This window comes from Nocardia sp. NPDC049737 (assembly GCF_040674755.1).
In the GTDB taxonomy this organism is placed as follows: Bacteria; Actinomycetota; Actinomycetes; order Mycobacteriales; family Mycobacteriaceae; genus Nocardia.
In genome coordinates, this window is record NZ_JBFANH010000021.1 from 133,177 (window position 1) to 152,149 (window position 18,973).

22 protein-coding genes are annotated in these 18,973 nt (G+C 64.1%); 9 read left to right on the plus strand and 13 right to left on the minus strand.

Going from position 1 to position 18,973, the window contains the following annotated elements:
- Positions 1–9: 9 nt before the first annotated feature.
- Positions 10–909, minus strand: a complete 900-nt coding sequence (locus tag AB0J47_RS26830; protein WP_364351552.1) for a glycoside hydrolase family 43 protein — start codon at positions 907–909, stop codon at positions 10–12.
- Between the two features lie 456 nt (positions 910–1,365).
- Between AB0J47_RS26830 and AB0J47_RS26835 the strand changes: the two genes are divergently transcribed.
- Together AB0J47_RS26835 and AB0J47_RS26840 are read left to right on the plus strand one after the other, a co-directional pair.
- Positions 1,366–2,412 carry a M4 family metallopeptidase gene (locus AB0J47_RS26835; RefSeq protein WP_364351555.1) on the plus strand — a complete coding sequence of 349 codons (1,047 nt, stop codon included), beginning with the start codon at positions 1,366–1,368 and terminating at the stop codon, positions 2,410–2,412.
- Positions 2,413–2,441: 29 nt separating this feature from the next.
- Positions 2,442–2,759 carry a protealysin inhibitor emfourin gene (locus AB0J47_RS26840; RefSeq protein WP_364351558.1) on the plus strand — a complete coding sequence of 106 codons (318 nt, stop codon included), beginning with the start codon at positions 2,442–2,444 and terminating at the stop codon, positions 2,757–2,759.
- A 59-nt stretch (positions 2,760–2,818) separates the two neighbouring features.
- On the opposite strand, the gene AB0J47_RS26845 is transcribed toward AB0J47_RS26840, so the two are convergent.
- From AB0J47_RS26845 to AB0J47_RS26860, 4 genes are all read right to left on the minus strand, one after another.
- Positions 2,819–3,811 (minus strand): TIGR03557 family F420-dependent LLM class oxidoreductase, encoded by a 993-nt coding sequence (locus AB0J47_RS26845; RefSeq protein WP_364351561.1) that lies wholly within the window; start codon positions 3,809–3,811, stop codon positions 2,819–2,821.
- Between the two features lie 165 nt (positions 3,812–3,976).
- Complete coding sequence (locus AB0J47_RS26850; protein WP_364351564.1) at positions 3,977–4,450, minus strand: CinA family protein; 474 nt, start codon at positions 4,448–4,450, stop codon at positions 3,977–3,979.
- 63 nt (positions 4,451–4,513) lie between these two features.
- Positions 4,514–5,581 carry a CHAP domain-containing protein gene (locus AB0J47_RS26855; protein WP_364351567.1) on the minus strand — a complete coding sequence of 356 codons (1,068 nt, stop codon included), beginning with the start codon at positions 5,579–5,581 and terminating at the stop codon, positions 4,514–4,516.
- 285 nt (positions 5,582–5,866) lie between these two features.
- Positions 5,867–8,032, minus strand: a complete 2,166-nt coding sequence (locus AB0J47_RS26860; protein ID WP_364351570.1) for an acyltransferase family protein — start codon at positions 8,030–8,032, stop codon at positions 5,867–5,869.
- A 186-nt stretch (positions 8,033–8,218) separates the two neighbouring features.
- On the opposite strand from AB0J47_RS26860, the gene AB0J47_RS26865 reads away from it, so the two are divergent.
- The gene (locus AB0J47_RS26865) at positions 8,219–8,920 is read left to right on the plus strand and encodes an SDR family oxidoreductase (protein ID WP_364351573.1); all 702 of its coding nucleotides are present in this window, start codon (positions 8,219–8,221) and stop codon (positions 8,918–8,920) included.
- Positions 8,921–8,948: 28 nt separating this feature from the next.
- Positions 8,949–9,371: a tautomerase family protein gene (locus AB0J47_RS26870; protein WP_364351576.1), complete on the plus strand. Its 423-nt coding sequence runs from the start codon at positions 8,949–8,951 to the stop codon at positions 9,369–9,371.
- A 77-nt stretch (positions 9,372–9,448) separates the two neighbouring features.
- Here the strand turns inward: AB0J47_RS26870 and AB0J47_RS26875 are convergent, their stop codons facing one another.
- The 4 genes from AB0J47_RS26875 to AB0J47_RS26890 form a co-directional block, all read right to left on the minus strand.
- Positions 9,449–10,096, minus strand: coding sequence for a hypothetical protein (locus tag AB0J47_RS26875; protein ID WP_364351579.1), 648 nt, complete (start codon positions 10,094–10,096; stop codon positions 9,449–9,451).
- Positions 10,097–10,434: 338 nt separating this feature from the next.
- On the minus strand, positions 10,435–11,214 hold the full coding sequence (locus AB0J47_RS26880; RefSeq protein ID WP_364351582.1) for an enoyl-CoA hydratase-related protein: 780 nt from the start codon (positions 11,212–11,214) through the stop codon (positions 10,435–10,437).
- Between the two features lie 189 nt (positions 11,215–11,403).
- The gene (locus AB0J47_RS26885) at positions 11,404–11,973 is read right to left on the minus strand and encodes a hemerythrin domain-containing protein (protein ID WP_364351585.1); all 570 of its coding nucleotides are present in this window, start codon (positions 11,971–11,973) and stop codon (positions 11,404–11,406) included.
- Between the two features lie 107 nt (positions 11,974–12,080).
- Positions 12,081–13,277, minus strand: a complete 1,197-nt coding sequence (locus AB0J47_RS26890; RefSeq protein WP_364351588.1) for an Ig-like domain-containing protein — start codon at positions 13,275–13,277, stop codon at positions 12,081–12,083.
- 290 nt (positions 13,278–13,567) lie between these two features.
- On the opposite strand from AB0J47_RS26890, the gene AB0J47_RS26895 reads away from it, so the two are divergent.
- The 3 genes from AB0J47_RS26895 to AB0J47_RS26905 all read left to right on the plus strand — a co-directional run bounded on the left by AB0J47_RS26895 (position 13,568) and on the right by AB0J47_RS26905 (position 14,814).
- Positions 13,568–13,741 carry a CsbD family protein gene (locus AB0J47_RS26895; protein ID WP_364351591.1) on the plus strand — a complete coding sequence of 58 codons (174 nt, stop codon included), beginning with the start codon at positions 13,568–13,570 and terminating at the stop codon, positions 13,739–13,741.
- 78 nt (positions 13,742–13,819) lie between these two features.
- Entirely contained in the window at positions 13,820–14,284 is a 465-nt protein-coding gene (locus AB0J47_RS26900) for an SRPBCC family protein (protein WP_364351594.1), read from the plus strand.
- Positions 14,285–14,658: 374 nt separating this feature from the next.
- Positions 14,659–14,814 (plus strand): DUF6131 family protein, encoded by a 156-nt coding sequence (locus tag AB0J47_RS26905; protein ID WP_364351597.1) that lies wholly within the window; start codon positions 14,659–14,661, stop codon positions 14,812–14,814.
- Between the two features lie 225 nt (positions 14,815–15,039).
- Here the strand turns inward: AB0J47_RS26905 and AB0J47_RS26910 are convergent, their stop codons facing one another.
- Both AB0J47_RS26910 and AB0J47_RS26915 read right to left on the minus strand, forming a co-directional pair.
- Positions 15,040–15,426 carry a CocE/NonD family hydrolase C-terminal non-catalytic domain-containing protein gene (locus tag AB0J47_RS26910; RefSeq protein WP_364351600.1) on the minus strand — a complete coding sequence of 129 codons (387 nt, stop codon included), beginning with the start codon at positions 15,424–15,426 and terminating at the stop codon, positions 15,040–15,042.
- 2 nt (positions 15,427–15,428) lie between these two features.
- Positions 15,429–15,869 (minus strand): hypothetical protein, encoded by a 441-nt coding sequence (locus AB0J47_RS26915; protein WP_364351603.1) that lies wholly within the window; start codon positions 15,867–15,869, stop codon positions 15,429–15,431.
- A gap of 227 nt (positions 15,870–16,096) precedes the next feature.
- On the opposite strand from AB0J47_RS26915, the gene AB0J47_RS26920 reads away from it, so the two are divergent.
- Positions 16,097–16,495, plus strand: a complete 399-nt coding sequence (locus tag AB0J47_RS26920; protein ID WP_364351606.1) for a hypothetical protein — start codon at positions 16,097–16,099, stop codon at positions 16,493–16,495.
- A 183-nt stretch (positions 16,496–16,678) separates the two neighbouring features.
- Here AB0J47_RS26920 and AB0J47_RS26925 read toward each other — a convergent pair whose 3' ends face one another.
- Both AB0J47_RS26925 and AB0J47_RS26930 read right to left on the minus strand, forming a co-directional pair.
- A complete protein-coding gene (locus AB0J47_RS26925; protein ID WP_364351609.1) occupies positions 16,679–17,677 on the minus strand; it encodes a hypothetical protein in 999 nt (332 codons plus the stop codon).
- Positions 17,678–17,801: 124 nt separating this feature from the next.
- On the minus strand, positions 17,802–18,254 hold the full coding sequence (locus tag AB0J47_RS26930; RefSeq protein ID WP_364351612.1) for a CBS domain-containing protein: 453 nt from the start codon (positions 18,252–18,254) through the stop codon (positions 17,802–17,804).
- Between the two features lie 268 nt (positions 18,255–18,522).
- Here AB0J47_RS26930 and AB0J47_RS26935 point away from each other — a divergent pair, with 268 nt between their 5' ends.
- Entirely contained in the window at positions 18,523–18,966 is a 444-nt protein-coding gene (locus AB0J47_RS26935) for a pyridoxamine 5'-phosphate oxidase family protein (RefSeq protein ID WP_364351615.1), read from the plus strand.
- Positions 18,967–18,973: the final 7 nt, after the last annotated feature.

Here is an 18,973-nt window from a genome sequence, read left to right on the forward strand (position 1 = left end):
GAGGTCGTATCAACTGTCGGGCTGTTCGATGAACTCCGGGTAGACCGTGAAATGGCGGACCGTGCCTGATAGGTCGGGGAGTTCGACAGGTGTCGTCCATGTTCGGAAGTTGTCGTAGCAGTCGCTGTACAAGTATTGGTGGTCGGTATAGGCGTCGAAATAGATTCGCCAGCCGCCGCCGGGGAGCGCGATGATGCACGGTCCTTCGACGGGCGCGCCCCAACCGGCCCAATCGTCGTTTGCCACAAAGGTGTACGGGCCGAGCAGATGATCGGCGACGGCGAGTTCGATGTATTTGGTGGATTCATTCTTGGTGAAGGCGTAGTAGCGCCCAGCTGCGCGGACCACGGTGGTGTCGATATAGCCGTAGGAGGTGTTGTCGGGCTGGGCCAGCCCGATCAGCGGCCTCGGTGCGCTCCATGAGCGCAGTTTCGGGTCAGCGGTGGTCAGGTGCGGTGTGAACCGGTAGCCGTCCGACAACGAGACGATGACACTGATGCTTCCGTCGGTGTCGATGAACCACTCCGGCGCCCAGGTCGATGTCACGCCCGGCAGCGGCACCATGATGTCGTAGAGATGACTCCAGTTCAGCCGGTCCGCGCTGTAGGCGAAACCGATGGTTCGCCCTTCCCAGCCGGTGGTGTAGGTGAGGTAGTAGTAGCCATCGATATTGCGAAAGACGCTGGGGTCGCGCAGCAGACCCGTCGGCGGCCGGTAGGCGGGCCCGCTCAGCTGCCGGAAGGTGATCGCATCGTCGGATTCGTAAACATACAGATCGGTTTCGCTGTCATCGGTGAACGCGGTCATGGTGTATCGCGGCACCGAAGGTGGCCGCTGCGCGGCCGCCGCGTGCCCGGCGGCAGGTAGCGCCGCAGCCAACGCCAGCAACGATCTTCGGCTGAGCACCATCCGCTGATTGTGCCGCGAAGTCGACTGAACATTTGCCGACACGCCGACGGGGTATGCGAGGCCTAACAGCCAAGGCCCGCGGCACCTTTCACGCGAGGCCGACACGGCACGCCCCGCTTACCCTGCTGGACGCTACTCGGCCCGCTCAATCGCCTCGATAAGAGATAAGGAGTAGTCGCCTACCCGTGTCCGCAGCTATGCGCAGTCCGACAATGAATACGCAGGTCGAAGCCGGTCCAGGCGGTAAGGCACAAGCCAATGATCTGTCCGCTCAACCGTGCGGAAACAAGTTGAATCGACAGCGCCACAAGCGTTTTCGACAGATAAGACGCCCGGGTAACGTCGAGCGGCCGAACGGTCCTGGTAAACCTCGACTCCGCGCTGGCCTTCGCCGCGCCCATACTGGCCCGCCCATCCAGAATCAGCCGCCGCACAGCACCCGAAACGGAGCAGAAAATGCGATACCCAACAGCGTGCATCCTCCCACCCGACCTACTGCAGTCGGTCGCGCGTGAACTTCCGCCGGAACAGCGAGCAGAACTGCTTGCCTCCATGGATCTGGACAACAGCATCCGAATGATGCGGGCCGAAGCCGTCGGCCGACAGGGACCACGACCGCAACAGGCCGTCGGCGCGGTATCGAACGGTATACCGCAGCGATCGATCTTCGACCAGCGGCATTCCACTGCGATGGTGCCGGGCACGCTTGTTCGAGCCGAAGGTCAGCCGCCGGTTGCCGACCCGTCGATCAACTCCGCCTACGACAACTTCGGCGCCACCTACGATTTCTATTGGAACGTATTCCAACGCGACTCCATCGACGACCAGGGCATGCCGATCGCCGCTATGGTGCATTTCAGCGCCAAATACGACAACGCGTTCTGGGATGGACAGGGACACATGTTCTTCGGTGACGGAAGCGGCCAGATATTCACCGACACCACCCGCAGCCTCGACGTGGTCGCGCACGAGTTGACCCACGGGGTCACCCAGTTCGAGGCGAATCTCACCTATTCCAACCAGTCCGGCGCACTCAACGAATCCTTGTCCGATGTTTTCGGATCGTTGGTGCAGCAGTACCACCTCGCCCAGACCGCGGATCAAGCCGACTGGTTGATCGGTGCGGACATCGTGGGACCGCTGCTGTCACCTGCATTGCGATCGCTGAAGGCCCCCGGCACAGCCAACCCTCATGACAACCAACCCGCCGATATGTCCAAATACGTGCAGACCACCAGGGACAACGGTGGCGTCCACATCAACTCGGGCATCCCGAACCACGCCTTCTACGTGCTCGCCACCACGCTGGGCGGGGAAGCGTGGAAGACGCCGGGAACAGTCTGGTACGACGCGCTCGTCGACCCCGGGCTCAAACCCAACGCCACCTTCGGCAACTTCGCCGCTCTGACGTTGAAGCAGGCCCGCTACCGTTTCGGAAGGGTCAGCAATGAAGCGCACGCGGTGGAATCGGCATGGGATGCCGTGAAAGTCACGCTGCGCTGAACCCGACGGCCACGAATACCATCGTGTCTATGGCCACATCCGACGTACGTCTCGAATTCCGGCGAAGCGGCGGCCTCGCCGGAATAGAGATGACGACCTCGGTCGACGCGCGCGATCTGCCCGCCGAGCAGGCACCGGTCATCACCGACCTGCTCAACAACACATTGCCCGAGCGGAACACACCGACACACCGTCCACCGATGCCGGATCAGTTCGACTACGAACTCACCGTCACCGACGGCCATCGGAGCAGCACCTATCACTGGACCGACATACAGATCCCCGACGCGGCACAACCGCTGATCGCCGAACTCGCTGAACGTTCCGAACCGGAGCCGACTATCTGAAGCGGATCGCCTGACAAGAAGGCAGCCACCGTAGGCGGCTCGAGCTGTGGCCCATCAGTTCAGGAATCGGTATCGGCCGCGCGGAGTTTCGCCAGCAGGGGTTCGGCGGCCTCGGCGAGGAATCGGTCCTGTTGTTCGTCGCCGATTTCGACGACAGCGATGTCGGTGAAGCCAGCGTCCTGGTAGGGCCGCACCGCCGCCACGATGGCGTCGAGATCGGGACCGCACGGGATCGTCTCGGCGATATCTTGCGGGCGCACGAACTGCGTCGCGGCCGCGAAACTCGCCGGCGTCGGCAGGTTCGAGTTGACATCCCAGCCGCCCGCAGACCACCGGAACTGTTCGTGGGCGCGCTGGATTGCTTTGTCGCGGTCGGTATCCCAGCTGATCGGCAGTTGCCCGGTCACGCGGGACTTCGCCGCAGCGGAGTCGTTCGCGCGCACGCTATGCCATGACCGAACGAGTTCGGCATCGGGACTGGTGCTGACCATCTCGTCGGCCAATGGGGCGAATCGCTGCACCGATCGTGGTCCGGATACCGCGACCGCGATCGGTACCGGCTGGTCCGGCAAGTCCCAGACCTTAGCGGCGTCGACTCGATACCAGTCGCCGAGTCGGCTGACCGTCCCGCCCGCGTGCAGATCACGAATGATGCCGATGGCCTCCGCGAGTCGCTCCAGCCGTTCCTCGAGCCCGGGCCAGCCCGCACCGATCACGTGTTCGTTGAGGCTCTCGCCGCTTCCGAGCCCAAGGGTGAACCGCCCTTCGGCCAGGATCTGCAACGTCGCCGCCTGCTGCGCCACAATCGCGGGGTGGTAGCGCATGGTCGGGCACGTCACGTAGGTCATCAACGGGATTCGCCGGGTCGCCTGCGCGACGGCCCCGAGGGTGGTCCAGGCGTTCGGGGCGTGTCCCTGCTCCTCGAGCCACGGTGCGTAGTGGTCGCTGCTGACCAGGAAGTCGAATCCTGCCTGTTCAGCGGCGACCGCATAGCGGACGAGCTCGCGCGGGCCGCTCTGCTCGGTCATCAGTGTGTATCCGAATCGGGTCACTGTCGCTCCTTCTCGCTCGGCGGTGGATATCGGTGGGCTACCCGTCTACCGCGTAGTTATCGGTGACGCTTTCCACGCATACGAGCAAGGGCAAGTCGTGACCCGGCAATACCCGCCTCGGATCGACAGATGCTTGCTCGGCACCGCGGGCAACCGCCGCAGACGTCAGAGCGAGGCGTCGTCCATTGCCTCGCGCACCATGTCGAGGGCGACTTCGACCGTGCGCCTCAGCACATCTTCGGGTTCGCCATCGAAGAGCTCATGTCGTGCCCAAGTCCCACCCTCGCCGTGGACCGCCAGCCATACCGACCCCGCCGGTTCACCGTCCTGGGGATCAGGGCCGCCGACCCCCGTCACAGCCACAGCCACGTCCGCGCCCAGCAATTTCCGCACGCCGATCGCCATGGCTCGAGCCGCGGTCTCCGACACGACAGGTACGTCGGGAACGCCCAGGACCTGCCGTTTGACATCAGCACTGTAGGCAACCACCGCACCCCGCAACCACCGCGCCGAGTCCGGGGCAGCGCCCAATGCCGCCGACAACTGCCCGCAGGTCAACGATTCCGCAACCGCCACCATCCGTTTCGACCGCATGGCGACCGCGGCAACTCGGCTCGCAGACTCATCGATTCTGGACATCGAAACCACCCTATCGGTTCCGGCAGACCTTCCCCGGTCCTTCCAGCACTGGGCGGCCGGCGGTTACACGTTGGCCGTGGTCTTCGCCGGCGGGTGTATGACGCCGGTGAAATTTCCGCTGGAGAGGTTGTAGGTGTGCTGGCGTACGGCGTCGCCGGAGTTGCCTTCGATGGTGGTGATGCTGTTGCCGTTGCGGGCCACCACGACACCGATGTGGTGTTGGCCGCCGAAAACGACGAGGTCCCCGGGGCGGGCGCTGGACATGTCGCTATCGGCCCAGCCCTTACCTGCGGCGTCGGACCAGACGCTGGGCACGTAGTTCTTGTTGCTCCAGCCGACGTCGATGCCGGACTGCTTCCACACCCAGGTGGCGAAGGACGCGCACCATGCGTCATCGATGTTGTAGGGGCGGTTCACGTGGTTGGTTCCGATTTCGGTGACGCCGAGTTCGTTCTCGGCGAATCCCTTGATCTTGTCGATAGTGCTGGAGTCGGCGGGCGGCACATAACTGTGGCCGGACCACGGTGTCGTCAACGGCGCCGTGGTCCCACCGTAGCTGCTGCTGATCGGGTTGTCGGGGACGGAGTTGTTGATGTGATCGGCATGGCGCTGGATGTCGGTCGCGGCGTCACGCATCCGCTGCTCTACTGTCGCGGCGGCGGTGGCGCATGCGGTCCGCAGCGGGCCCTCCACCGATTCCGGCCAGTATTCTCTGCCTGCCGGGTCGACGCGGGGTCCGGGTGTGTTCTTTGCGTCGTCGATGGTGCGTTGGAGCCGGTTGACCGCTGTCTCGATGTCGTCATATGCGTCGCCCGCCACGGAGTATGTTCCGTAGGTCGAGCTGTCGACACCTTCGTCGTTCGCGTCCATCGAGGCTTCGATGTCGCGCAGCGCGGAGACGGTTTCGTTGTGGTTGGTGGTCGTGATCGACTGATTCTTGTCGTCGATAATCTTGTTGTCGCGCAGTAGTTTCACGAATTTCGGGGCCCTGGACGGAGTGCCCGCGCCCAGGTTGTCGACATTGGCTTGGATCGCAGCGCGGGTGGCGCGGACGGCGCTTTTGAGCGTGTCCGATGCGTAACCGGGAACCGTCAGCTCGACGACTTTATAGTGGTCGACGGTCGGGCTCATCGCAGCGCCTCGTTGTCGCTCGGCTGTGGACCAACGAATAGCGACATCCGTAATCCTCTACTCCCAGGGACCGACGCGATTCGAGTATCGGTCATTCCCAGAATCGGGAAATGATGATCCAACATCCTTGCCCGGTCTTTCGGGTTGTTGACGCCGTCTTTCGCCTGGCGCCCAGGGGAGGGCGGCTCGACGCAGAGGATGCGTGGATCTAAATCCATTGGGCCAGAGACTTTCTGGGCAACCGACCGACGTTTTCGGCCTTCGGCTACCTGAATCGAGCTCGGCTCAGCCGTTGGCGAGCGCGTGGTCAGCGAGTGCGGCGATGACCGGTCCGAGTGTTCTGGCGTAACCGACGGTGAGGTGGTTGTCGTCGCGGTACACCAGGTTGTCACCGATGATGAGGGGGCAGCGGGCGGTCGTGCAGAACAGGGCGGTCAGATCGGCGTACTGGCCGCCGCCGGCGATGGCTGCCGCCTGCTCGGCCCCGATACCCGCATCATCGACCGCGACCGGCCGGGCCGGCGTGCATGCCGCCGGATCGTCGATATGTTCGGATAGGCATACCGGCACGGTGGCGTGCGGATCGGGGATCGGCCCGAGCACGAGGACCGCCGCTCCCGTCGCTCGCAGCTGGCCGACCAGGCGGTTCAAGCTGTCGACCCAGGCCTGGTCGTAAGAGACGAAGCCGAAGTCGGCGCCGTAGCGCCGGGACATGCTCAGCACGATCAGGCGGGGGCGTTCGGCCCGCAACCGGGACAGGATCTGGTCGCGCCACTGCTCGCATTCGGTGTACTCGCGGCCCAGATAGGGACTGGTGATGGGCAACCCGAGCAACGGACAGGTGACCTTGGCCATGGTTTCCAGCCGCCAGTGCCGCTGCGCGGCGATCGGCTCGAACGCCGGATGCCACATCGCGGCGTGTGAATCACCGACGAGGGCCACTGTAGTGGCCGAGTCCGGATCGCCGGAGGCGCACTCGGCCTGTCCCACCTCACGCCACGATCGCACGCAGCCGTCGACGAACACGCCCGCCTTGTCGCCGGGCGCGTCGGCCAGTGCGGGGCTCAGATTCGAAGGGACAGCTCGGATTTCGGCCGAAGCAGCGACTGCGGCCTGCGTCTGCGCGGTCAGCTGCCGGACCGCCGCATCGCGTGCGTCGGCGCTGGGAGCGGCCGGTACCGCCGGCGTAGCGAGTGTGAGAGCCGCGGCCGCCGCGCCACGGCCGACCGGGACAGGTACGAGCATCAGCAGCATCAGTCCCGCACAACCGGCGACCGCGGTGATCGCGCCGCCGCAGGCGAGGCTGCGTACGGCTGACCCTCGCAACGGGGCGGCGAAGCGAACCGGATTCTCGACCAGCCACAATGTGAGCATGGCGAGTCCGCCTGCCGTCATGACCGCGCCCATAGAGCCACCCAGTCCGAGTTGGTGACCAAGCACGCGCGGTGCCAGCAGTAATACCGGCCAGTGCCACAGATACCAGGAGTACGACAGGCGGCCGATGGCCCGCATTACCGGCAGCGCCAGTACGCGACCAACCCCGAATCGTGTTTCCCCACAACCCGATACGATCACCAGGGCAGTACCGAGAACGGGGAGCAGTGCCGCAGCGCCGGGATACGGTGTCGTCCCGTTCAGGTGGGTACATGCCGCGACGATCAGGACCAGCCCGATCCATCCAGCAGGGGCGGCGACCGCTTTCGGCAAACGCGACCACGCAGCGGTCGACAGCGCGACGATGCCGCCGGTGCCCAGTTCCCAGGCCCGCGTCGGCAGCGAGAAGAACGCCCACGGTGGCAGCGTGCTGGTCCAGATCAGCGAGATCGCGAAGGAGAGCGCGGCGGCTACCGCAACAACGATCAGGTACGGGAACACAGCTGCCGATCCGATTCGGCGGCGCCGCGCGAACCAGGCCGTTACCGCGATCAGTACGGGCCACAACAGATAGAACTGCTCCTCCACACCGAGCGACCAGAAGTGCTGAAACGGCGATGGAGACGTGCCGCCCGCCAGGTAGTCGGTGCCGCGTAGCGCGAGCCGATAGTTCCCGGTATACAAGGCGCTGGCGATCCCATCGCCGAGGACCTGGCGAGCCTGCAGCGGCGGCAGTAGCACCGCCGCGCCGATCGCGGTGGCAACCACCACGACGCCCGCCGCGGGCAGCAGACGGCGGGCCCGTGCGCCGTAGAACCGCACCAGCCCGACAGTGTCGGCGGAAGCTGCTTCCCGCCAAAGAATTCCGGTGACGAGGAAGCCGGAAATGACGAAAAAGACATCGACACCAACGAATCCGCCCCCGACGCCGGGCATGTTCACATGAAAAAGCACAACGGCCAGTACGGCGACTGCTCGCAACCCCTCGATGTCGGGCCGAAATGTCGCGCACGGTGTCGCATTGAGCGCCTGATCAGCCTGCCGATCTAGCAATCCGTCGCTCGCCGCCACCGTCATGCGCGGCATTGTTACCGATCCCGCCAGCTATGTCACGGCAACTCACCGCGCACCAAGCTGCCCGACCTCGATCTTTCGGCCCCACACGCGATGAAATTCGGTTGCGACCGTGCTCTGCCGCTGAACCAGAATGTTGGCTATAGTTATACATAGTCAGCCAAGATGGGGTCGATCAGGAAGGCAGACATGACCAGAATCGAAGGCGCTATCGCACTGGTGACCGGCGGGCAGCGCGGCCTCGGCCGCGCGTTCACCGCCGAGCTCCTGGCGCGTGGCGCGGCCAAGGTCTACGCCACCGCCCGCAAGCCCGAGGCGGGCGATGACGCCCGCGTAGTGCCGCTCGAATTGGAGGTTACCGATCCGGATTCGGTTGCGGCCGTGGCAAATCGGGCCACTGACGTAAACATAGTCATCAACAATGCGGGTGTACTGCGCCCTGCGCCGCTACTGCATGCCGAAATGGCCGATGTGGCCGAAACATTCGAGACCAACGTCTTCGGTCCCCTGCGCATCGCCCAAGCCTTCGCTCCTATCCTCGCCGCCAATGGTGGTGGCGCACTGGTGGATATCCACTCCGTGCTGTCCTGGAGCTCCGGAGCCGCGGCCTACGGTGCGTCCAAGGCCGCCCTGTGGTCTGTGACCAACTCCCTGCGCATCGAATTGGCGGCGCAGGGCACCCAGGTCATCGGCGTCCACCTCGGCTTCGCCGAGACCGACATGGTGAAGGCCATAGATGCCGCCAAACTCAGCCCCGCCATGGTCGCCGCCGCAGTCGCCGATGGCCTGGAAGAGGGGGCGAACGAGGTCCTCGTCGATGAGTTCACCCGGCAGGTGAAGGCCTCCCTGTCCGGTCCCGTCGAGAACCTCGTTCTTCCCTTCCGTCGCTGACACATCGCTTGGCCCAAAGGAATTCACCATGCCGCTCTGGCACATTTACCACCCCGCGAACACCTATACCCCCGAGGACAAGCAAAACTTCGCCCGGGACATCACCACCTACTACGCCCGCTTCGGTCTGCCGGAGTTCTATGCCGTAGCTCTGTTCCACGAACTCGCTGCCGACTCCTTCTACGTGGGCGGCAAACCCACCGCCGCCTCGGTGCGCATCACCATCGACCACCTCGCCCGTCAACTGGACGACCCCGAAATGCGAAAACGCATGACCCGAGGCCTCGACACGCTCATGGCCCCTTACACCCACGATCGCGGCCTGTACCTCGAATTCAATATCAACGAGGTCGCCCGCGACACCTGGATGATCGCCGGCCTCTTCCCGCCACCGGTTGGGAGTGATATCGAGGAGACCTGGGCAAAGGAAAACAAGCCTATCCCGTACTGAAGTCGCCCGCAGGCCGTCTCGCCGCGATCAGCGCGGCGAGACCGGTACCGAATGCTGTGGGCGGGGTCGGCCGTTCCTCACTGGCTCACGACGCTCTTGGCGCCCACCATGCGCACCATGCTGAGGATCGGCAGTCCGATCACCAAATGTTCGATCGCGGTGGAGATACCGATCCAGAGGTGGCTCGACAATGCCAGTGGAATGATCACCGCCGCGGCGGTGAGGATTCCCACGATCCAGTTGAAGAACAATTCCGGTGAGGGAGTGCCCAGGCGCAGCAGATACCAGAGCACCCCGGCCAGCAGCGTGCAGATGAAGGCCACGGCCGCGAACCAGTACGCGTCCTGGGACATGGGGTTCCACACCCCGAACTTGCCGCTCTCGGTCACCCGGGTGGCAATGATCTCGATGATCCAGGCGCACAGCCAGCCCGCGAGCGCGGTCACCACCGCCGCCGCGAACACACCACCAACGAACATACCGATGTTGACGTCAGGACCCTGCTGTGGTCGAGACTGCCGGTCCGGATAATCAGACTGTTGATACCTGCTGTATCCGTTGTCTTGGCTGTATCCGTTTTCTTGGCCGTAGCCGTGATCTTGGCCGTAGCCGTGATCCTGGCTGTATCCGTGATCCTGGCTATACGCCGGGTCACGGTAGTTCCCCGGCTGAAAACCGGATTCGTAACGTGCGGTGTGCTGGTCGCGCGGATCCCTGGGGTTCAACCGCCGATCACCTCCGTCGAGAGCATGCGTGTGCGTCGAGTGTAGGGCCGCCGCGAACAGGCTGCTGCCCGCTTGTCTGTTCCGGCATTCCGTTCACTCGGGGTCGGCACAGCTTGACATACGTCATCGGCGGTAAGGGAAGGCGACACCGGGTGAATCGTGGATCTCGCACGATTCGCGTGATCGATCCAAATCGGAACACGAACGGGTGCTTGATGATTCATCATGTCGCGGGTGTCCTGATCCTGGGCCGATGGCGTCCGGTTCCCGCACTTGGAGGGTCTGCGGATCGAGAGCTTACAACGCGGGCAGCCAAGCGGCCGAAGGCAACTGCCGCGCTAATCGCGCCAGACGGGCGGGCGCTTCGCAAGGAAGGCCGCCATCCCTTCGCGGGCGCCGGGAAGTTGGGCGGCGGCGGCCATGACTTCCAGGGCGAGGGCGTAGGCATCTGCTTCGGGGCGGTCGAGTTGGCTGTAGAGGGTGTGTTTACCGAGGGCCTTGCTGGCCCGGCTGCCTCGGGTAGCGCGGGCGAGCAACTCGTCGATGGCGGTGTCCAGCTCGCCGTCCGGCACCGCTCGGTTGATCAGGCCCCACTGCTCAGCGGTGCGGGCATCGATCGGGTCGCCGGTGAGGGCCAGTTCCATCAGGCGTTTACGGCCGACGGAACGCGCCACCGGCACTGCGGGAGTGTGGCAGAACCAACCTCCCTTGCCGCCGGGGAGCGCGAACCCGGCCGATTCGGCGGCGACGGCCAGATCACATGAGGCCACCAGCTGGCAGCCGGCGGCCGTGGCCAGACCGTGCACCCGGGCGATCACCACCTGCGGCACCGACTGCATGGTCGACATAAGCTCGGTGCACAGTGTGAGCAGTTCCCGCACACCGAGCAGATCGCGGGCGGCGACGTCGGCGAAATCATGTCCCGCGGAGAACACCGGGCCGTGCGCTCCCAGCACTATCCCGGTGGCGTCGGTCTCGCCGGCGGCCCGGAACGAGGCGAGCAGTTCGGCCAGATGCTCGCCCGACAGCGCATTGCGCCGCTCCGGCCGATTCATGGTGATGCGCACGGTGGCGCCGTCCCGCGCGACCAGCACATGCCGATTTTCCAAGGCGGTCATATCTCCACCGTAGATCTGCGGGCAACGAGACGACACCTCCGGAGTGATCCAGAACAGCCCGGACGAACGGACTGCGGACCGCTTCGTCGACGCCGCCTCAGCAGTGCCTATCTGCCCACGACAGTGGGACCAACCTCAGCGCTGAACCGGGCTAGGTATGCGGTAGACCCAGAAGCGCGGGGGCGGTGATCATTTCGTGCGAGGTTTGCTGATGGCGTCTTTGGCGCGGTCCATCATGGCCGCGAATGGTCCGACGAGCAGATTCGCGCCCGCCGACTCGACGCCGGCGTGCGGACGTGTCGGCGCCATGGCTTCGGCGAATTTCACCGCTTTGCGGAGACGCTCGAGCTCATCGGGTTCCAGCTGGGAACGCAACCGGTTGAACTCCTCGTGCTCCTCGTGTTCGGCATGTGCGAGCACCCCGTCGCGCAGGGCCGCAAGCTTGGCGTCGAACTCGGGAGAATCGATATCGACCGCCTCGATATCGGCGAGCTGGCGCTTGGCTTTGTTCTCTTCCTCGAGACGCGCCTGAATGATGTCGGCGCCGTCATGAACTTCTCGCCGGAAGCGTGGGTGGACGATTTCTTCCTCGGCGGTTTCGTGGACCGCCAGCAAGCGGCGCAGTTCGTAGAACTTCTGCTCCCGCTGTTCCGCCGTTGGGGCCCGCTCGACCTCGGCGAACAGTTCGCGAATGCGCATGTGCTGCTCGATCAGGAACGTGACGACATCATCGGTGGTATTGATCGACGTTGCTTCCACGATCGTCTCCTTGGACAGGTAGTACGGTCAGCGCGAATTGCGCTGCTGCCGCCTTACCCCTGGAAGGGGACGGCAAACACCTCGCAAGCTGGGTCACCTCGTTTGCGTCATGTGTGTGCACCGCCGCGAAGCCAGTCGGACCAGGGGATGCCCCAATCGCCGTTCTGCCAGATGTCGAGCGGGTCGCCGCCGGTGTTGCGGACCTCGACGACGTCGCCGGAGATGACGAAGTCGTAGAACCATGCGGCGTCGTCGGGGGAGATGTTGAGGCAGCCGTGTGAGACGTTGGTGTTGCCTTGGGCCCACATGCTTGCGGCCAGTTCGTGAACGTAGATTCCGTCGTGGCTGATACGGACCGCATGGTTGATACTGGTGCGGTAGCCGAGTCCGGAGTTGGTGGGCAGGCCGTAGCTGGCGGAGTCCATGATCACCGGGTCTTTTCGGTCCAGCACGGTGTATATGCCCGGTCGGGTCCAGAACGACATGGCTCTGCCGCCGATGGTTGCGGTGCCGCCCCTACCCATCGATGTGGGCATGGTGCGCACCAGGTTTCCGTTGTCGAAGACCTCGATCTGTTTGGTGTCGTCGTCGGCGATCGCGACGTGCGCGGGCCCGATGATCACCGACACTCGTTGGTCGCGCAGGCCGTAGCGGCCTTCGCCGAGCGCGAGGCCGAACAGTTCGGCCGCGACCGTGACCCTGGTTCCCGGTGCGTGATAGTGCTCGGGCCGCCAGTGTGCGTTCTGATCGTCGAGCCAGTACCAGGCACCGGCGACGGCCGGCTCGGTGGTGACCTCGAGATGAGGTTCTACGGCTGCCCGATCGACGGGTGCGTCGAAATGGGCGACGAGCACGAAACCTACTCCGTAGGTGTCGTTTTCGGCCAGCTCGACGAGATTGGCGGAGCGCAGGGAGACGTCGACGAGTTGTTGGGGTCGCACCGTGGTGCAGGTTGTCGTCGCGGTGACGTCGCCGGTTTCGCCGTGAGCCACGGCTTTCGCGGTGTAGGTATGTCCGTAGCCGAGTGGTTCGGCACTGGTCCAGCTTCGGTTATCGGGTGTCGATGCGCCCGGCAGTGATCTGCCCGTTTCATCGATCCATTCGACCCACCGCAGCGTCCCGTCCGTCGCGGTGATAGTGCCCATGCTGCGCGCTTGGACATCGTGGGTGCCAGGTGGGGGATCGAATCGGATTGTGGCGGATTTGGGTGGCGGCGCGGGTTCTCGCACCCACCCGCATCCGGCCAGGGCCAGGCCACCCGCACCGGCGAAGCCAATCAGCAGCCGACGACGTCCCAATGCCACCGTCTATCTCCCTTCTTCGGGGTGCTGGGCGGACCTCTGTCCGTCAGCATGCGGCAGCGACGCGCCGGCTGAGACACCGACGACCAGCATCTCCACCGATCCGTCGCACAACCGATACCTTTCGGCGATCGATACGACGGTCATCGGCGGTCTGTGAAACCCCAGATGGTCACACGGTCCCGCGACAAGTCTCCCCAGGAGCGTTGTTTGGCTATCCGAATGTGGGTTATCCGCCAGAAGACCGGCTGGAACCAGCAGGCCGGGCACCTTCGAACAAAGGGGCCGCAATCATGGGCACTGTAGACAAGGCAAGGAATAAGGCTGACGAACTCTCCGGTAAGGCCAAGGAGAAGTTCGGCGAGGCAACCGACGACAAGGACAAGAAGCGCGAGGGCAAGGCCGATCAGACCAAGTCCAACCTCAAGGATGCAGGCGAGAAGGTCAAGGATGCCTTTCGCGACTGACTTGTCCATGAGTGCACGTTCCATCTCGGCCGAACGCATACGCGGCGGCATTCGGGACGAGCCCGTAAAGGAGCCGATATGAGCACTGTGGCCGCGACCGTCGATGTCGAAGTACCGGTTCGCACCGCCTACAACCAATGGACGCAGTTCGAGACATTTCCGCAGTTCATGGTCGGTGTAGAGGCGGTAGACCAACTCGACGACAAGCACACCCATTGGCGTATCCACGTTGGACCGGCGACCCGGGAATTCGACGCCACCATCACCGAGCAGCATCCCGACGAACGTGTCGCGTGGAAGTCCGACAGTGGTCCCGACCACGCGGGTGTGATCACTTTTCATCGTCTGGACGACACCCACACGCGGATCACCGCGCAAATGGAGATCGATCCGGAGGGATTCGTGGAGAACGCCGCCGATAAGCTCGGCGTGCTGAAGCACCGCGTCAATGGCGACATGCAGCGCTTCAAGCAATTCATCGAAGGCCAGCAACATGAAACGGGCGCGTGGCGTGGGGATATTCCACGCCCTGACGCTCGATGAACTCGGATTGTCTGACCGCTCGCGCTCTACGCCCGCTCTTCGAAACGTTGAGATGCCGCACCCAGCGGCATTTCTTCCAGTAGTACGAACGCGAGCGGGTCCGGGCTCGAATGGGTCTGTCGCCCTTGCCGGTCACGCGTTGGCCAGCAACACACGATCGAGCTGCAACTTCGATAAACGGGGGTGTACATCCTGGATCCTGAGGCGTCTACTGGAATATGTAGTACACGGGTTGATCATCGTGGCTGTGCGACTCCCGTGGCCGTGGCAGGGTGTGCGTAGTGACGCGTGCTGGCATTACGCGCATGACCGATACCAGCACCGAAGGGTTTCTGAGGCCCTTCGAGTACAGCAGCGAAACCAGGTAGCAGGCCATGATCGTTCTCGGAATCATTCTTCTTATCGTTGGATTCATATTCAGCATCCCGATCCTCTGGACCATCGGGATCGTGGTCCTCGTCATCGGCCTCGTGTTATTGCTGTTGGGGTCGACGGGCCGCGCCGTCGGCGGGCGACGCCATTACTACTGACCCTGGATCGCGTTCGCGCGCTGATCCGATCGCCACCATCGCCTGAGCACGCTCAGCGTCGGCGGCCACCGACCTCATGTCAGAGCCAGCTCCACGTGTCGTCCGCCCGCCCTGCAACACCGTCGAACAGTGATGCACGGCCCGACCGAACGCATGAGCACTGTCAACTCGACGTGCTCAGCACCGCGATGTCGCGCGTTCCTGGCCAGAATTGGGGCATCGCGTTCACTCTGCTTCCAGGCGTGAGCTGGAATGCACCGTGTTGACGCCCGCGATGCCGACGGGGGCGTGACTGAACAGCCGCATGGGACGGAAGTCCTCGCGATTGTCGTCGCTGGTGAGGATCAGCCGGATGCGGTGTCCGCGGCGGAACCGGCGGGCGTTGGCCACTAGCGGGATGCGGTATTCGACCGGCTTGCCCGCAGGGACGGGATCCCGCGTTTTCATCGGGAGGACCGGCTTGCCTGTCTCACTCGCGTCCACGTCGACGTGGCGCATGCTGGCGCGCAGCCAGCCCTGAGTGACGTCGGCGGATTTGCCGGCCGGAGGGCAGATCTGGAGGTAGACCGCCGGTGAAATGCGCGACCGCAGGGCGAGGTGCAGCGCGGACAAGCTTATGCGGCGTTGCGATGTGGACGTTCGAGTGTGTTCCGCGCGCGTTCCAGTACCTGTTGTGGCTCGAAGTGGTCGGCCTGCCACGAGTCGGTGCCGATGCCCACCTTGCCGCGCCAGGCCCGCACGATCTTGACGTGCACCGGCCATCGCACGAATCGGCGCATGTCCTGCTCCGATTCCCACACCGTGATGGATCCGCCACGCCGCGCGGTGGGGTTCCCCCACAGCCACAGGCCCACCGCGCCCTGCATGACCGGCCAAGTGTTCCCCAGTTCGAGCCCGATCTCATAGATACTGCGGACTTCCTCCTCGGACCGGGCCAGGAAATCGGTCACGCTGACGAACACATGCCCGGAAACGTCCTGGCGCGGACCGGGTTTCCATGGCATGAGCACGATGCCGTCCGCGAATGGCTGTTCAGGAAGCTCAATAGTACGCACATGCGTATAGTACGCACACGCGTACCATTATGGGAAGAGTGTGGTTCGAACTCAGCTGATCCGCGCAGGGGAGTGGAACCACGGCAGCGGCCGATCCATATGCGGGACGGTCCAGCGGGTCGAGTTCACCGCGTCGGGCCGTGATCATTGCCGGACGTGGCGAAGTCGGGATTGCGCGAGGACACTGAAGGTGTAGTAGCGCCGAATTCGACTCCAGGAGCAATGTGATGGCACCCGACAGGCCTTTTGGAATCGATCCGGAAGAATTCGAACGCGCGTTGCGAGAGGCGGGGATCGAATTCCGCGACCTCCTCGCAAAAGCCGGCGAGTACATCGATCGCACAAGCGTGAGTACGCTGGCGTCACTGCTGGGTCAGTTCGGTCAGTCGGAGCGTACGCGGCCACCGAAACCGGAGGGCGAGACCACCGGCGAGACCGGCAGTGGAGTGTGGGTCATCTACAGCATCGATGACGCCGGCGAGGCCAGGGTCGAGCAGGTTTTTCCGAGTGAACTCGAGGCCTTGCGTGCGCATCGCGACAATACCGACGAACGCCGTCGCGTGCGGTTCCTGCCCTATGGTGTCCCCGCAACCGCGCTGGGCACCCAAGTGCGCAGCTCTGATTGATAGCGGCGCAATAGACGAGCAGTCCGTGTCAGCGACTCATGTAATTCGGCGTGCGGCCAGGCTCATAACGCCCGGTAAGAGAAGGCCGAATCGTCGGTATCGAGATTGCCGGTGACGGCGCGCAGTCAGTTAACGGCGGAAGCGAGGGGATCGTCGTGGCGCGCGGCATATTCGGCCTCTGTCTCAGGGATGAAGCGCGCGCACCTCGAGTACCTCGTCGAGTGGTCGTCGTGGTGTCGGGGCCGGTTCGCTTTCCTCGGGCGTAATGCCGATGCGGATCACGACCTGGGGCACGTCCGGGTTGGGAATCAGGTCGGCGAGTACCGAACGGCTGGCGACAAGTTCGGTGATATGGGTGAGCGCGCAGGTGGCCAGGCCGCGGGCGGTGCATTCGAGCAGCACCTCCGACAGTGCCTCGCCCGTACGCAGCCATTGTGCAGGCGATTCACCGAGGATGCTGAGCACTACCAATCGGGACTGGTCCTCGAGCTGGCCGCGGCGCAGCGAATAAGGCGCGGATGGAAAGCTGCGGCCGACATCTACCCTCGCCGCCTCGGCATCCGATGCCAGGGCCACCGCGGGGACACCCTCTTTGACATCTGAATGTCCACTCCACCAATGCAATTCGGTCTGATACGGCATATCGTAGCGGCGCAACGCGGTGGCATGATCGGTGGCGGCGGCGACCCGGAATCGCTCACTGTCGGCGACCTCGTCGACGGCCACATGATGTGGTCTCGCCAATTCGCGAATGGCGTCGAATGCCTCGATCCAGCCGGGCGGAGCCAGCATCGGTAACCGGTCGGTGCGGCGTCGGCGAATGGCGCGGATCCGGGCGGCGGTCGTATTCAGCGAGCCGGGCCACGGCCGGAAATCGAGCGTTGCCAAATGCGCCGGCAGATTCGAATCAGGGGTCCGGATTACATCGGCGAACCAGCCCATCGACAGGAATGCCAGACGGGCATGGTCGAGCACGGCACCGCAGCTGATCACCAATTGCCTGCCGAACGGATCGGCCGACCGCAACAGTCGATCGGAATCGCTGAACAGTTGCAATCGCTCACCATCGAACACCCAGCGCCACGGTTGGGTATTGTGCACCGACGGGGCCCGACAGGCGAGCATCAGCGCCATTCGCACAGTGCGCAGCTCGGGAGTGTCAGCACGATCGCTTGCGTTCATCCCTCGAGTCTCGCGCTCGCCCCCTTACCTCACCACGGCCACTGCGCACCCATTCGGGGGCCAATGGTCACCGCGCATGAGGTCCTCGGTCAACCGGTCCGGGCACCTCGGCGCGGGGCTCGCGCTATTGCGCACCTTTGCCGGTGGATGCCGGAAGATGTTGTGCGCATACGGCTTCCACGAATTCGCCGACGGTGGTGTCGGGCAGGCTTCGGGATAGGTCGGCCTCGGTGATGATGCCGACAAGCTTGCCCGCCTCGGTCACCGGAAGTCGTCGGATCCGATGCCGCTCCATCATTGCCAGCGCGGCTTCGATATCGGTGCCGATGTCGACGGTGCGTAGACCGTCGCCCTGGGCCATTTCGCCCGCAGTGGTCGTGCGGGGATTCGCGCCGGTGGCAATGCATTTGACGACGATGTCCCGATCGGTGACGATCCCGACCGGATGTCCCTCGCCATCGCAGATCGGCAATGCGCCGACATCGAGCTGACGCATCCGCTGCGCCGCGTTTTCCATGGTGTCGCGGACCGTAATGCACGCGACGTCGGGCTGCATGATGGCCTGTGCGGTTGTCATGGCTGGCTCCTTTCCGAATGGACCTTCGCGACCATCATGGACAGGTCGAAGTGGATTAACGAGGGCCGATAGTCACCACTGACGGGGGAATCGACACTGGTAGCGGCGAGTCCGCAGCGTCGGTGTGATAAAGCCGGAGTCCTCGATTCAGGGGACCTTCGACCCTGTTCAGCGCTGTTGCGCATGGAGAGACTGCTGAGGTCGTCTGCCGAAGAGGAGGTTGTCTGGTGAGTACGTCCGAGCTGTGGTCGACCAGGGTTGTGCGAGCGTGAGCGAGTTCGCTGCGACCGGCTATCCCGGGCACGCGGTTGTCGAGCTCGATCGCACGACGGCATTGGACCTGCTCGCGACCATCCCGATCGGTCGAGTGGTGTTCAGCCGCGATGCATTGCCGGCGATCCGTCCGGTAAATCATCTGGTCGAGGTGGACGGCCGCATCATCGTGCGGACCCGTCTTACGTCCATGCTCACCTCGGCAGTGCGTGGCAACTCCGATGTGGTGGTCGCCTACCAGGGCGACGAGATCCACCCACACCGCCGCACCGGCTGGTCGGTCGTGGTAACCGGGCTCGCCCGCCCGGTCACCGATCCCGAGCGCATTGCCCGCTACGAGCAACTGCTGCGTCCCTGGGTAGACCAGGTGACAGATTCCGTCATCGAGATCGAGCCCTCGATCGTGTCCGGCATCCGGCTCGTCGACAAGGCCGCGTAATGAAAAT